We start from the raw sequence: 14,950 nt of genomic DNA, 5'->3' as shown, positions 1-14,950 counted from the left end.
CCGCGACTTGCTTCGAGGAGCGCTGCAAGACCGCCGGGTGCAATGCCCGCCGTCCCAGGCTCGATGTCAGTGCCGCCGGGCTTGCCCGACGCACCAGAAACCGCGCTCACCCGTCCATGCTTTGTTTGCAAACCCGTGCCGGGCACGGGGAGACGCGGTGAGCCGTTCGTACGCAGCCACCCGCAGTACCGCGCAAGCTGTTGCGCGTTCTCCCTTCCCGGCCACACGTTCGAGGAAATCTCATGAACACTGTGGCTGAAAAGTTCACCGATTACGTCATCGCCGATCTCTCCCTGGCCGACTGGGGCCGCAAGGAGATCAAGATCGCCGAAACCGAGATGCCGGGCCTGATGGCGATCCGCGACGAGTTCGCCGCCGCCCAGCCCCTCAAGGGCGCGCGCATCACCGGCTCGCTGCACATGACCATCCAGACCGCCGTGCTGATCGAGACGCTCACCGCCCTCGGCGCCGAAGTGCGCTGGGCGTCGTGCAACATCTTCAGCACCCAGGATCACGCCGCTGCGGCCATCGCCGCCCAGGGCATCCCGGTGTTCGCCGTGAAGGGCGAGACCCTGGTGGATTACTGGGACTACACCCACCGCATCTTCGAGTGGGCCGACGGCGGCTACTCCAACATGATCCTCGACGACGGCGGCGACGCGACCCTGCTGCTGCACCTGGGCGCCAAGGCCGAGAAGGACATCTCCGTCATCGGCAAGCCCTCGTCCGAAGAAGAAACCATCCTCTTCGCCGCCATCAAGGCCAAGCTGGCCGTGGACCCGACCTGGTACTCCACCCGCCTCGCCCAGATCAAGGGCGTGACCGAGGAGACCACCACCGGCGTGCATCGCCTGTACCAGATGCACCAGCGCGGCGACCTCAAGTTCCCGGCAATCAACGTCAATGACTCGGTCACCAAGTCCAAGTTCGACAACCTCTATGGCTGCCGCGAATCGCTGGTGGACGGCATCAAGCGAGCCACCGACGTGATGATCGCCGGCAAGGTCGCCGTGGTGTGCGGCTACGGCGACGTGGGCAAGGGCTCCGCCCAGGCCCTGCGCGCCCTGTCGGCCCAGGTGTGGATCACCGAGATCGACCCGATCTGCGCCCTGCAGGCCGCGATGGAAGGCTACCGCGTGGTCACCATGGAATACGCCGCCAGCCTGGCCGACATCTTCGTCACCACCACCGGCAACTTCCACGTCATCACCCACGACCACATGGCCGCCATGAAGGACCAGGCCATCGTCTGCAACATCGGCCACTTCGACAACGAGATCGACGTCGCTTCCATCGAGAAGTACCAGTGGGAAGAGATCAAGCCCCAGGTGGACCACGTGATCTTCCCGGACGGCAAGCGGATCATCCTGCTCGCCAAGGGCCGCCTGGTTAACCTCGGCTGCGGCACCGGCCATCCGTCCTACGTGATGTCCAGCTCCTTCGCCAACCAGACCATCGCGCAGATCGAGCTCTACACCCGCACCGCCGACTACCCGGTGGGCGTCTACACCCTGCCCAAGCACCTGGACGAGAAGGTCGCGCGCCTGCAGCTCAAGAAGCTCAACGCCCAGCTCACCGAGCTCACCGACGAGCAGGCCGCCTACATCGGCGTGCCCAAGCAAGGCCCGTACAAGGCCGAGCACTATCGTTACTAAACTTGATTCAAGCCCACCGAGAATCCACAATGGAACCATAATGATTCCATTGTGGATTAAGCCATGCCTGTCACGCTCACCATCAAGAATGTTCCGGACAAACTGGCCGAGCAGCTTCGTGCACTCGCCGCGGCCCATCACCGTTCGCTTCAGGGCGAGCTGATGGCGATCGTCGAAGCCGTCGCACGCAACGAGGATTCCGCCAAGGCGCATCCGCCCCTCCCACCCGCCTTGGCTGCCAGCCATGGCCTCGAGGGTCCCCAAGCGGCCTCGTCCGACGATCTACTCGATCAACTTGATTCAATCGTGACCGGAAGCCAGTGGGGTCAGGCGCCGATCCTCACCCGTAGCCAAGCCCATGACCGCGCGCTCTCGCGAGAATTCGACTACCAGTTACAGGAAGAGCAGGCGCAGTACAAACCATGAGTTCGCCCTACTTCCTCGACACCAACATCCTGATCTACGCAACCTCGCTGGCCAGCGACCACGCAGCCAAGCGGCCCATTGCCCGAAGCTGGGTGGCCCGCACCGACTGGGGCCTGTCCACGCAGGTACTGATGGAGTTCTACGCCAACGCTCGCCAGCCCCGTCATGGCCTGCTGCCGACAGCGCCCCAGGCTTTTGTCGAAAGCCTGGCCGCCAGACGCCCTGTCCAAGCAGTCGATCGTGAACTGGTGCTCGCGGCCCTCAGTCTGCGTAACCGTTACAACCTTAGCCACTGGGATGCGGCAATCCTTTGCGCCGCAGCACGCCTCGGCGCCCACACCGTCATCAGCGAAGACCTCTCCCACGGGCAGCAATACGACGGCGTCACCGTCCACAACCCGTTTGTGGCTTAGCCCCCACCCCAACACGTGATGCACCTTCAACAACGACTCTCGTCGCACGACCAATGAGCAAGCTGGAAGCCACCAAAGAATCCCTGCGGATTCTTTACGAGTCCGATACGCGCCCTTGGGTTGTCGCTTACTCGGGCGGCAAGGACTCGACCGCCGTTCTTCAGCTGGTGTATGAGCTGCTCATGGAAGAGCAAGCTGCTGGCAAATCGGGCAAGCCCGTCTTCGTCGTATCTTCAGACACCGGCGTAGAGGCACCCAACGTCGCTCAGTACGTTTCAAGCACCTTGAGCCAGATTGGTCTTTCCGCCAAAAAGCAACGACTGGATCTGTCGGTCGAGTTGGTTACGCCGGAAGCAGACGAGGAGTTCTGGTCGAAACTCATCGGACTGGGGTACCCCCCCCCAACCCGATGGTTTCGCTGGTGCACCACAAACATGAAGATCAAGCCCTCGCGGAGAGCAATCGACGCGATCACCCGCAAACACGGCAGCGTCATTCTGTTGCTCGGAACACGCAGCAACGAGAGCGTATCCCGAGGCAACGCCATCGCCGCTCGCGAAACCAACCAGTTTGGGTTGAATCGTCACCACGAAATCCCTGATGCGCTGGTTGCAACACCCATTGTGGACTGGACCACCGACGAAGTTTGGGACTATCTCTACTCCTACCCGCCCCCGTGGGGAGGTAGCCACGACTTCATGCTGTCGCTCTACCGCCAGGCCAACGGAGGAGAGTGCCCGGTCGTGCTTGATCTCAATACGCCATCCTGCGGCGGAAGCCGCTTTGGATGTTGGACTTGCACGGTGGTGAAGGAGGATAAGTCGATGCAGGGCTTCATCCACTCCGGGGAGGAGAAGCTGCAACCATTGGCAAATTTTCGCGACTGGCTGAAAGCCATTCGCGAAAATGCCGAACGTCGCTCGCCACTTCGTCGCGACGGCAAGTCAGCCGGCCCTGGCCCGTTCAACCCGAACACGCGGATGGAAATTCTCGAGAAGCTGCTCACGCTGGAACAGGGCGTGGGTTTCCCGCTCATCTCTGATGAAAGCCTGGCCTTCATTCAGAAGACATGGCGCGAAGAGTTCGATTACAGTGACATGGCACGCCAAATCGCAAGTCGTTTCGGCCGGGAGAACGCCATGGACAAACCCTTCACTTGCCTGCAATCCGACGATCCACTACTCGAAGTTTGCGCGCGCGACGCCGATTTCCCGCTAGAGCTCGCGCAACGCCTACTGGACACCGTAAAAAGCCAATACGCCTACCTCGACCGGTGGGGTGCCAAGACAGAACTGGAACGTGACATTACCGCGCTGATCGAGAAGGACATCGAACAGGCAAAGCTTGCAGACCCCGCCCATGATCTTTGAGGAAATCCGTATCACCAACCTGTTTTCCTACTTTGGACAACAGGTCTTCGAGTTGCCCACTCCGACGGCAGAGCGGCCGTTGGTCCTGATCTCGGGGCGTAATGGCTTCGGCAAGACCAGTTTCATCAATAGCGTGAAACTGCTGTTTCTGGGAACCAGCGCAGACATGTTGCAGCGGGTCATCGATGGCACCAAGCTTCGCCCTAACAGTTATTTGCTCGGGCATGGCAAGGAGTGGCGCGGCATTTTCAATCGTCGCGCCCGCGAAATTGGCGAGTCCGACACCCGCTATGGCGTTCGAATCAAATGGCGAGAGGATCAAGGCACCGTAGCCGCTGAACGTTATTGGATCCTCACCGGCAACGAAGCTCAACACCATCTGCACATCGAAACCGACTTCGACACTGATTTCGGCCACGTCATCGACGACGAAGACAGCGCCGAAGAGTTCCTAGAACGACGCCTGCCCAAGAGCGTCGTGCCTTTCTTTTTCTACGATGGCGAGCAGGTACAGCAGATTGCCGAAGCCAACCGAGAAGGTCAGTTGCGGCAAATTGAGCGCCTGCTCGACATCAGCACCATTGACACCCTCGATGAATACCTGGGGCGAGCTATATCGAAGTGGCGGCAAAGCGCCCAAGCGCCGGAAATCCAAGCTGACCTGAAGCAACTGGAGGGGCAAAAGCAACAAAGCGAAGGTCAGCTGCAGTCACTGCAAGCCAAACGAGACGAACTACAGGCAGACATCGATCACGAGGATCGCACCATCCTCCGCCTGCAGCGCAAGAACGATTCGCTCCGTGCCAAATCGCTTCAGCGGGACGAGCCCAGGCTGCGCAAGCAACTCGCCGATACCCGAGAACAATATGAGGCCTTATGCCTCAGCATCGGCAACACGCTTCCCCAGGCTGCCCCGCTATGGGCTGCCTCACCCTTGGTTCAACAGGTCGCAGCGCAGCTGGCAGAGGCAACCCACAATCCGAATCAAATGCTTGCCGAGCAAATCAAGGAAGTTGCCCAGTACCTTCCCGAACAGTTGTTCGACCGTCCGATGCACTCCAGCCCACCGCTGACCGACGCCCAGAAGCAGCACTACAAACACAAGCTGCGAAAACTCTTCGACGGTCTCACCGAACTGCCCAGCGGTGGTTTCTTCAGTCTGAAAGCCAGCGATATTCTCGACCTAAGGGGCCGCTTCGACTACTTCCGACAAGCCGAGCGTGAACGGGGGCACCTGGCAGACGACTTGAAGACAGCAAGCCGCCTGCGCCGCACCATGCAGGATCTTCAAGCGCAACTGGACGCGCTCGACAACATCTCTCCGGAAGAGCAAGAAGACTTCAAGCGCCGGGAAGGCGAGATTGCCGAGGCAGCACAGCGCCGGGACGATTTCATGCGGCAGATGGGCGGCGTCGACACAGAGAGCACCAATCTGCAAATCCAGTTGGACAAGATCAAGACGGAGATAAGCCGCAAGCAGACAGAACAGGTCAAAGGCGAGATCAACTCACGGCGCATTGCCCGGGCACGTCAGGCCCAGCAGCTGTTCGACGACTACAAGAAACGCCTCAAGGACAGCAGGCGCGAGGACATCGAGCGGCAGATCAATCTGCGCTTCAAGTCACTGATGAGTTCCCACGGACAGATCGACCGCATCACCATCGATGCCGATTTTGCGCTGACCTACCTGAGCGCGGATGGCCAGGAGGTCGGCATGGCGAATATTTCTGCGGGGATGAAGCAGCTGATGGCACACGCCCTTCAATGGGCTCTCAAAGATTTTACTGGGAGTTTAGCGCCAGTGATCTTTGACAGCCCATTGGGGCGCCTTGATCGATCTCACCAGCATAACCTCCTAGAGCATTTCTACCATCGCGTTGCTCATCAAGTGATCTTATTGCCAACAGACTCAGAGCTCGATATTGAAAAGTACCGCTTGATTCAACCGCATGTTTGCGCCGAATTCCGTCTCGAAAACGCGGACGGCGAGCACACTAAAGTGATTACTAACGCTCGCATGTACGACGTGGAGACGGCCTGAGATGGCAACCAAGATCTACACCGACCGTCAGGACGAGCAAGTCATTGAGACGGTGCTGAAGAAGGGGCTAAAGACCAGCCTGCCGAAATGGAGCGTGCTGCGGCTTGCCCTTGGTCGATCCTTGCGCATCGAAACCGAACCTGATGAATCTCTCGACCACAGAGAGAGCGGCGGCAAGGAGTACGACCTTGAACAGCTAACCGGTGACGGTAAAACTGGCGACGACAACATCACGCCACTGCTACGCGCCATGCTGTCGGTTCGCCATGGCGAAGACTTGTTTGCCGACAACGATGCCTTTGTCCGCTGGTTACAACGCCACGTCCGGCGGGGACTGCGGGAGTTTCGCAGCGCCTGGATGGAATCCCACGATTTTCACGACTATCTGCTCCATGAGTTGCTGGGCGATGTAGCGGGAACCGTCCCCCAAACGCCGACCGACGACAGCGAAAAGCTTCTCCGCGCGCTGGCTGAAATCGGCATCCCTGCCGAAGTGGTATCCCTCCAGAATGGCCCACGCCTGAGCCGTTACCACGTCCGCCTGCGCGACGTGAATGATCACGGCCTGCTCACCCGTGGCCTGGACAAGCTTGCTTTCGCCCTCGGCCTGGGCGATCAAGGCGTATTTGTGTCGTCGACTCTGGAGCCACGCATCGCCGCCGTTGATGTACCCCGACCGGCAAGCCACTGGCACCCGGTGCAGCCAGCAGCGCTTTACACCTGGCTGGCACAGGCACCCGCGGAATGGCGCTTGCCGGCCTATCTGGGCGAGGATGTGGGCGGCGATGGGGTCGGCTTCGACCTCGCCAGCGCCCCTCATCTCTTGATCGGCGGCACAACAGGCAGCGGCAAGAGCGTCTGTCTGCATGCGCTGCTACTTTCCCTTTTAGAGCGACACAGCCCGGAACGCCTGCAATTACTGCTGATCGATCCCAAGCGCGTCGAACTCGCCCCCTACGCCAAGTTGCCGCATGTGATCGGGCAACAGGTGCTGTGCGATGCGCCCGACGCGCTGAGCAGCCTGCAGCAACTCGTGGACGTGATGAATCAACGGGAAGCCACACTGGCGAGCCTGGGTGCCCGAGACATCGACGACCCGCGCGCAGCGAGTCAAGGGTGGGCCCGCATCGTTGTGATCGTAGAGGAACTCGCTGATCTGATTTTGCAATCCGGAGCGATCGAAGAGCCACTGGTACGCCTTGCCCAGAAAGCTCGCGCCAGCGGCATCCACCTCGTCTTGGCAACCCAGCGCCCCGACGCTCAGACCTTCTCCGGTTTGCTGCGCTCCAACATCCCCAGCCGCATTGCCCTGACAGTCCAGAAGGCCACCGAATCCCGCATCATTCTTGACGATGTTGGCGCAGAACAGCTGCTTGGCAAGGGAGACATGCTGGTCAAACTTATCGGCCAGCCCCTCATCCGGGTGCATGGCGTGTTGATTGGTCACGACGACATCGCCCAAGGCGTCGCCCGGGCGAAGAGGACAAACTGATGAGCCTGCTGATCCACGAGTTCACCCCATTATGGCTAACCATCGACCGCATCGGCCCATTTCAGGAGCGGATGGAAGAGATCGATTTCACCGACGCTAACAACGAGTCCTGCAATCTGTACCTCTTCCTGTCCAAGAACGGGCGAGGTAAGACCACCGCACTGGAACTGATGGCAGCACTGATGGGAATGCTGGGCTGTGATGACATCCGCCAGATGGTCGAGCGACGTGGCAGCACCAGTGAGCGACCATTCGATCTGGAACATCTGGATCGTGGCAAGGGGCGCGCCCAGTGGGACTTGCGGGTGCGTTACAGCGAGGACGGCATCGAACGAACGGTGGTGCTTTCGCTGCTGGCCGGCTGGATGAGCTCCGATCTTAGCCTGCGTTTCTGGGATGAAGAGGCCTTGAAAACGGTCGGTGCAAGTGGCTGGCATCGTTTTGGCTTTGCCCGCAGCGATAACGGCATCTGGCAATCCATCGGCAAGAAAGACATGTGGCTGGAGTCTCTCAATGGCGACATCACGAACTCCATTGGACAAAAGGTGGGGGGCATCGAGGACAGCACGCTCGTATGGCCAACGCTGATCTATTTTTCCGCTTACCGGAATGTCACGCCTATTCTCCCTTCCGAAGAGCGCAGCATCAGTGCGCCACGCGACTGGAACTATCGTCCGCTGCACGCCTTCCGCACGGAGGGCCGCTTCTGGCGCGACTCGCTCGACAACTTGTTGGTGTGGCTAAAATGGCTGGACGACGGGCGTTTTGAACGTGCCCTGCAACTGGTGAATGAGCGGGTATTCCATGAAACCACCACGTTCATCAAAGACGTCTCTCGCGAGCCCCCCGAGGCCATTGTACTGCACGACGGTCATCGCCTCCGCCTAGATGCGCTATCCAGCGGAGAGAAAAGCCTTGTGCAGTTGTTTTTGCGGCTTGGCACCCACATGACGCGCAATACGATCCTGCTGATTGACGAGCCCGAAGCCCATCTGCACGACCAGTGGAAATACCGCCTGTTCTATCAGCTGAAGGCCTTGGTGCGCGATTGCTACCCCGGCCTGACGATCATCGTCGCCACCCATTCGCCAGAAATCATGGAGGCCTTTGCCGTTGAGCTGAATGAGAAAAATCTGCGCAAAGGCGGCTACTTCTTCGAGACCCCCGAAGAGGAGAAAAAGAAACAACAAATTCGCGACGAGGCAAAAAACCTTTATGGCGACGCTTAAACAACAGACCCCCTCCAGCCCACAGCTGGTTTCCGAGTACCGCGGCAAGACCGTCGTATTTCTGGAAGGAGAGACCGACGTCAATCTGTTCCGCAACTACTGGTTCAAGCATCGGCTTGATAAGCTGGACTTCACCGAACCCAATGCCGGCATTGGCTGCGTGGGTGTCGTGAATAACGTAAGCAACTTTCGCCGAAACGGAATCGCTGCGTTTGGGCTGGTGGATCGTGACAAGTTGCAGGCAGACAAGAATTGGGATCTCGCCTGGGAGACCGACGATGCCGTTTTTAGCGCAGCCCGCCCTTATGGCAAACACGTCTGGATTACCCGCTACTGGGAGATCGAGAGCTATCTGATCGAACCTCGGATCATCGAGAGACATCTGTGCCACACCGCAAAGGGAAGAGCACCTCGATCATCCGCGGAGGTTGAGTTGGAATGCACCGCACATGCCGAAGCCCTCATTCCACATGCCGCCTTGAACGCTGCAAAGCGCATGCACGGAGAAGGGGCGTGCGGTGACGGTCAAACTTCCAAGTTTCCGTCACGCAACGAGGTTGAAGTGGAATGGCGTCGTCTCAAGGCGTCCGAAGACATAAGCGATGAAGTCTGGCGTGACTATTTGGCCGCAGTCCCCAAGGTCGAAGCATTTGCGGATGGAGATACACCCAGTCAGAAGTTGGCAGGCCTGCTGAGGTGCGTCAACGGCAAGGCGATGCTTCATCGGATCAAGACGACGCATAAGCTTCAGGGCGATCCGACCTTCTTTCTTGCGGAGGCAATCCTCCAACAAGACGTCATCCCCGACGAACTCCGACACTTTGTGGACGACTTTTGCACGACTGCCGACATTAGATAGCAGCCGAACCCGACAATCAAAAACGATTACTCATTTATTGGAGACAAACGCCCATGACCGGCAAGATCTCCTAGCAAATTTATTAGCAGGATTCACATGCAATGACCCACCCAAGCCCCCTCTCCATCGAATTTTTCCCCCCGCAAACGGCCGAAGGCGCCGACAAGCTGCGCACCGTGCGCCAGAAGCTCGCGGTGCTCAAGCCCGAGTTCTTCTCGGTCACCTTTGGCGCGGGCGGCACCACGCAGGAGCGCACCTTCGAAGCCGTCTTCGAGATCCAGCAGGAAGGCCACCAGGCCGCGCCGCACCTGTCATGCATCGGCTCGACCCGCGAGCACATCCGCGAGATCCTGCAGCGCTACCAGGCCGCCGGCATCCGCCGCATCGTGGCCCTGCGCGGCGACCTGCCCTCGGGCGTCGGCTTTGCCGGCGAGCTGCGCTACGCCAACGAGCTGGTGGAGTTCATCCGTGCCGAAACCGGCGACCACTTCCACATCGAAGTCGCCGCCTACCCCGAGTACCACCCCCAGGCCCGCACGCCGCAGGACGACCTGCTCGCCTTCAAGCGCAAGGTCGAGGCCGGCGCCGATTCGGCCATCACCCAGTACTTCTACAACGTGGATGCCTACCTGCACTTCCGCGACGAATGTGCCGCGCTGGGCGTCAACGTGCCCATCGTGCCGGGCATCATGCCCATCGTGTCCTTCTCCAAGCTGGCCCGCTTCTCGGATGCCTGCGGCGCCGAGATCCCGCGCTGGATGCGCCGCAAGTTCGAAGCCTTCGGCGACGACAGCGACAGCATCAAGGCCTTCGGGCTGGATGTGGTGAGCGAGCTGTGCGAGAAGCTCCTCGCCGCCGGCGCGCCGGGACTGCACTTCTACAGCATGAACCAGTCCGCCGCCACGCTGGCCATCTGCCAGCGCCTCGGCATCGGCGCCTGAGATGAACGCCCCCCGATGCGCCTTCGGCGTGGAGGGCCGGCTTAGTACAGCCGACCCGTTCGGCAGGCATAGCGCAGTGCGCCATGAAATCCCTGCCTCACCCCCCCACTGGGGGGCGGGCCGGCCGCTTCGGAGCGGCCGTGCGCGGCCGGCCCCTGGCCCTTGCCTCGTGTCTCAAGTATCACAGCCCTGCGGAACGGAGAACTGACATGCGCGACCCCTACGAAGTCCTCGGCGTTGCACCGAGCGCCCCCGACGAGGCCATCAAGACGGCCTACCGCAAGGCGGCGCGCCTGTACCACCCGGACCGCAACCCCGATCCCAACGCCGCTGCGCGCTTCCGCGACATCCAGTCCGCCTACGAATTGCTGGCCGATCCGGCCCGGCGGCGCGACTACGACCTGCTGCGCCAGCGCAACCTCATCGACGACCCCCAGCAGGAAGCCACCTTCCTCTGGAACGCCTACATTGAAAAGGTGATTGCTTGACCTCGTTTTACTTCGAAGACATTTTCGAGCGCTACGCGACCGAAATCGACGACCTGCGCTCCGACTCGGAAGGGCGCGACGTACTCAAGCGCCGCCTGCGCGACAAGCACAAGGAATTCCCCTTCCTGCTGTCGATGATCGACACCGCCCCCGAGATGGTCGCCCCCGCCTTCCACGGCGCCTTCCGCTTCACGAGCCAGACCCTCGTCTATGGCGCCGCCCACAGCGAGCCCGGCGACGGCGACTTCCCCAGCTGGAGCGAGCTCGCCCGCACCCTGGAGATCGCCGACTGGGCCCGTCCGCTCATCGACCAGTGCCTCAAGCAAGACGGCGGCGACAGCTTCCTCGTCACCACCGCGGTGCTGGAGCACATGCTCGGCAGCGGCCTTGCCGTGCGCGCCGCGCCCGAATCCAGCCGCGACCATGACGAGGACGACGACGCCGAGGATCTCTCCGAAGCCGGCGACGAGTGGATGTCGGAGCAAGGCTTCGACGCCGTCGAACGATAAGCACGCAGGAAAGCCCCGAATGAACGCCCTTGTCATCAAACAGACCCACGCCCTGATCCAGGCCGGCGAGATCGCCGAGGCCGAATCCGCCCTGGCCGTCATCGCCGAACAGGAGGGCGACCACGCCCTCGTCGAAGTGCTCGACGAGATGGCGCCCAAGGATGTCCTCGCGGTGATGCGCGAGTACGACACCAGCAAGGAATCCATCATCAACATGGTGGTGAGCCCCGAGCAGTTCGTCGCCGCCATCATGCTCGAGCGCCAGTACGGCGAGCCCCTCGAAAAGTACGTCCCGCGCCTGCGCAACACCATGAACGCGGTGATGCACCGGAGCAGCGGCAGCTGCGCCGAGGTGCTCGAATGCCTCGCCGAGCACGACGAAGGCGTGCGCCTCCTGGCCGACTACTTCACCGACCACTACGACTCGCTCCTCGCCCTCGCCTACCACGGCGTGTTCGAGGTCGAGGTGGATCTGGAGCGCGCCTTCACGCCCAAGTCGGCCATCGGCTTCGACTCCGAGCGCATCGACGAGCTCGACCAGGGCCTCGAGATCGGCGACGCCATCGAGATGGTCAAGGCCCGCGTGTCCCGCACCGAAGTGGCCGACGGCGACTGGATGGAGACCGCCTGGCTGCTGCGCCACGAGTTTTCCGACACCTTCGAGCTGCTCGTCATCGAGATCCAGGACCGCATCGCCCGCGCCAGCGAAGCCGCCCGCCTGCCGGTGGCCGACACCGAGCCCGGCGTGCCCAAGCTGGACGACGAGGACGAAGAATCCGCCATCTGATCCACCCAACCTCCTGACCCGCGCGTGGCCCACCGGCCGCGCGCGCCCGAGCCCGCCATGTCCAACGCCCAAGCCCTCACGACCGTCGACAGCCGCCCCTACTTCGAGCGGGTGCTGCGCCACGCCCTGAAGGAAAGCCTCATCGACGCCGCCCGCCTCGACGGCATCCGTCGCGAAGGCGCCAAGGGCATCGTGCAGCTCGCCAGCTTCTTCAGCACCGCCAACCTGCGCCCCGAGCTCGAAGCCGCCCGCGGCCGGCTCGTCACCCTGGTCGGCCTCGCCCTCGAAGCCGAATCCGGCGGCAAGCTCGACGCCGCCGCCCGGCTCCTGCGCGACAAGACCCTGCTCGCCCTCTCCAAGGCCGGCGCCGACCGCCTGCGCCGGCTCCACGCCCTGCCCACCGAACGCCTGCTCGGCGCCCCCGAAGTCCTGCGCGAAAGCGAAAAGGATTTCCTCGCCCGCAGCACCGTCGAGCCCGGCATCACCTACTCCCGCTATCTGGCCGAACACGGCGCCCGCGAACGCAACCAGCAGTCCATCGACGCCGCCTACTGGCTCGCCGGCAAGTTTGGCGTGGCCCGCGACGACGCCCAGGAATGGCACGTGTTCTGCGAATCGGTCATCAACAGCGCGCTGCTCGTGCTGTTTGCCGAAAAGAAGCCCGGCGGCTTCTTCAGCGTCGACCGCTTCCTCAAGCTCGCCGAAGCCGCCACCAAAAAGCGCGGCACCAGTTTTGGCGTGCTGGATGGCTGGCTCGAAGACGCCCCGCCCGCCATCCGCCGCGTCATCGAAAAGGAATGCACCCGCTTCACCGCCGAAGTGCTGCCCCTGCTACGCGAACACCCCGCCACCGAGATCTACCGCAACCAGGACCGCTTCTCCGGCCTGTTCTTCTTCGACAGCCACTCCATCGGCGAAATCACCCACCACGACAAGGCCTGCGCCGCCGAATGGCAACGCATCATGGGCACCCAGGGCGAACACCCCGACGTGCAATGCGGCGTGCTCCTGATGGTCGCAACCGGCCTCGAGCCCACCCGCAGCCTGCGCAAGAAAGACGCCCTCGCCATCTGGGACAACTTCAGGAACACCGGCTTCGACACCCCCGCCGTCGCCCGCTTCATCGAAAACGTCGTCCCCTTCGAATACCAGTCCGACATCCGCCGCCTGTGGGACGAAGACCTGGGGCCGGAGGCCAGTCAGCAACTGGATGGGGATGACGAGACTAGGGTGCTTAACTATCTGCAGGAAACGTGCAGGACGAGCTGGAAGAAGAAGGGGTGAGGGGCGCCCGAAGGAACGGCCGGTGATCGGCCTTTGCTGACGTTTTGATGTCTAGCCGTTGGGGTCTGCAATGTTTCAGATAACTGCCGGCCAAGGGTGGAGTGCATTAAACGGCAGCCTGTCGATTCGGCCAATGAGAACAAGCGGCGATTTCGGACCGTTTGCCACGTACTGCGTCCCCAGAATTCGACACTGAATATAAACAGATAATCGATACAGAAAAGACAAAGCGCCCGATGGGCGCTTTGGGTTTTGGCGGGGGAGTCTGCTCTTACCCACCACTTGCAGCGAACGTTCTAGCTTCCCTCAGTGGTCTGTTGCCTTAACCCCCAGAGACTTGGCGCCATTGCACTTGCATTTCAGGTTTACTTCGATCTTCATTTCTTGCTCCTTTTCTTCGGCGAACCATCGATAGAGAACTTGATCTCCAGCATCGAGATGATGGAGGCGAGGATCAGCAGACCACCTAGGAAGTCTCCGAACATCCCACCCACAAGCAGCAGAGCAGGTAAGTCATTAACTGTCGCATAGTTTAGCGCACTTCGCAGCGGTGCGTAAAGACATCAACAGATCTCTCAACCTGGCGAGCTCACGCGCTCGATCCAATCCTGCCTTCGAGACCTCAAGGACCTAATGTTTAGCTCGGGATTGCAGATTACCGTGGTCAGCCGACCAGCGGCGCATGAATGATCGCTATTCTCAGCAGGCTCGGTCGACAAGTCGGCCGAGTGTCACTCAATTCAGCCGGGTAGATACTGTTATCCCAGTCAAGCCCCGTGGAGCGCTGGCTGGAATGTCTGGCTCGACTTGAGGACACCGTAGTTCCGTAGGTCGGGTCAGCACAGCGTGACCCGACATTGTGGGGTCAGGCCGGCACTACCAGAAAATACTATTTGATCAACGACAGTTATCGACCCATAGGAGCCGGTCGCGGAGTAAACCGAAATGCCTGAGAGCGACCATCCGACAAACGTTTAGTCGGCCTTCCGCTTCTGCTGTCTTGCTTTCACTACTATTTCCAGCTGAGGCAACCTCAAACGCCAGAAAGCAATGCTGAGCGTCGTGGCGTGATCAGACCACGTTCGGTCTGTTGCCTTCAGCTTCTTCGAAGCTTGGACTAGGACATCTGATGTGCTCAAACATCTCTTGCGCGAGCGCTGAAATCTCCTCTGCGGTATGCCTGGGTGGTCTCTTCATGGGCTCGGCTAGGTGCGGGATGGCTTCGGCGAGTGCTGCTAGAAGCTTGTGCTGACCGAGCTTTACCAGCCCTCCACGCAAACGCTGATTACGTGCGTACGCGTTTCTGAGGAGATGTGCGGGGTCAAATGCCAATGCTCCCAACTTAACGCCAACCCCCTTGTGAACCCGCGCCACTCTCGGTAAAATTCATACCGTTAAGTCATTGATAAATAGACAGTATGAACTCAAACACTCGATCCCCAATCGCTGCTGGATG

General features: G+C 60.7%; 13 protein-coding genes and 1 riboswitch. All 13 genes read left to right on the top strand.

Annotated elements, in window-relative coordinates; translation table 11 throughout:
• The first annotated feature begins 8 nt into the window (after positions 1–8).
• Positions 9–115: riboswitch (S-adenosyl-L-homocysteine riboswitch) on the top strand.
• 127 nt (positions 116–242) lie between these two features.
• The 13 genes from ahcY (at position 243) to GH681_RS12445 (ending at position 13,494) form a co-directional block, all read left to right on the top strand.
• A complete protein-coding gene (gene ahcY / locus GH681_RS12505; protein WP_153161820.1) occupies positions 243–1,655 on the top strand; it encodes an adenosylhomocysteinase in 1,413 nt (470 codons plus the stop codon).
• A 63-nt stretch (positions 1,656–1,718) separates the two neighbouring features.
• Complete coding sequence (locus GH681_RS12500; protein WP_153161819.1) at positions 1,719–2,081, top strand: Arc family DNA-binding protein; 363 nt, start codon at positions 1,719–1,721, stop codon at positions 2,079–2,081.
• Positions 2,078–2,494, top strand: coding sequence for a PIN domain-containing protein (locus GH681_RS12495; RefSeq protein WP_153161818.1), 417 nt, complete (start codon positions 2,078–2,080; stop codon positions 2,492–2,494). The genes GH681_RS12500 and GH681_RS12495 overlap by 4 nt, the downstream gene beginning before the upstream one ends.
• 53 nt (positions 2,495–2,547) lie before the next feature.
• The gene (dndC, locus tag GH681_RS12490) at positions 2,548–3,864 is read left to right on the top strand and encodes a DNA phosphorothioation system sulfurtransferase DndC (protein ID WP_153161817.1); all 1,317 of its coding nucleotides are present in this window, start codon (positions 2,548–2,550) and stop codon (positions 3,862–3,864) included.
• Positions 3,854–5,905, top strand: coding sequence for a DNA sulfur modification protein DndD (dndD, locus tag GH681_RS12485; protein WP_153161816.1), 2,052 nt, complete (start codon positions 3,854–3,856; stop codon positions 5,903–5,905). The genes dndC and dndD overlap by 11 nt, the downstream gene beginning before the upstream one ends.
• 1 nt (position 5,906) lies before the next feature.
• Complete coding sequence (locus tag GH681_RS12480) at positions 5,907–7,397, top strand: FtsK/SpoIIIE domain-containing protein (RefSeq protein WP_153161815.1); 1,491 nt, start codon at positions 5,907–5,909, stop codon at positions 7,395–7,397.
• Complete coding sequence (locus GH681_RS12475) at positions 7,397–8,626, top strand: AAA family ATPase (protein WP_153161814.1); 1,230 nt, start codon at positions 7,397–7,399, stop codon at positions 8,624–8,626. The genes GH681_RS12480 and GH681_RS12475 overlap by 1 nt, the downstream gene beginning before the upstream one ends.
• Positions 8,613–9,485 carry a hypothetical protein gene (locus GH681_RS12470; protein ID WP_153161813.1) on the top strand — a complete coding sequence of 291 codons (873 nt, stop codon included), beginning with the start codon at positions 8,613–8,615 and terminating at the stop codon, positions 9,483–9,485. The genes GH681_RS12475 and GH681_RS12470 overlap by 14 nt, the downstream gene beginning before the upstream one ends.
• A 101-nt stretch (positions 9,486–9,586) precedes the next feature.
• Positions 9,587–10,426, top strand: a complete 840-nt coding sequence (gene metF / locus GH681_RS12465; RefSeq protein ID WP_153161812.1) for a methylenetetrahydrofolate reductase [NAD(P)H] — start codon at positions 9,587–9,589, stop codon at positions 10,424–10,426.
• Positions 10,427–10,635: 209 nt separating this feature from the next.
• Positions 10,636–10,914, top strand: coding sequence for a DnaJ domain-containing protein (locus GH681_RS12460; protein ID WP_153161811.1), 279 nt, complete (start codon positions 10,636–10,638; stop codon positions 10,912–10,914).
• Entirely contained in the window at positions 10,911–11,423 is a 513-nt protein-coding gene (locus GH681_RS12455) for a hypothetical protein (RefSeq protein WP_153161810.1), read from the top strand. The genes GH681_RS12460 and GH681_RS12455 overlap by 4 nt, the downstream gene beginning before the upstream one ends.
• Before the next feature lie 19 nt (positions 11,424–11,442).
• Positions 11,443–12,210 carry a hypothetical protein gene (locus GH681_RS12450; RefSeq protein ID WP_153161809.1) on the top strand — a complete coding sequence of 256 codons (768 nt, stop codon included), beginning with the start codon at positions 11,443–11,445 and terminating at the stop codon, positions 12,208–12,210.
• A 57-nt stretch (positions 12,211–12,267) separates the two neighbouring features.
• Entirely contained in the window at positions 12,268–13,494 is a 1,227-nt protein-coding gene (locus GH681_RS12445; RefSeq protein ID WP_153161808.1) for a hypothetical protein, read from the top strand.
• Positions 13,495–14,950: the final 1,456 nt, after the last annotated feature.

Origin of the sequence: Zoogloea sp. 1C4, from assembly GCF_009469605.1 — a bacterium.
Taxonomy (GTDB): domain Bacteria; phylum Pseudomonadota; class Gammaproteobacteria; order Burkholderiales; family Rhodocyclaceae; genus Zoogloea; species Zoogloea oryzae.
This window is presented reverse-complemented; position numbering and strand designations above follow the sequence as displayed.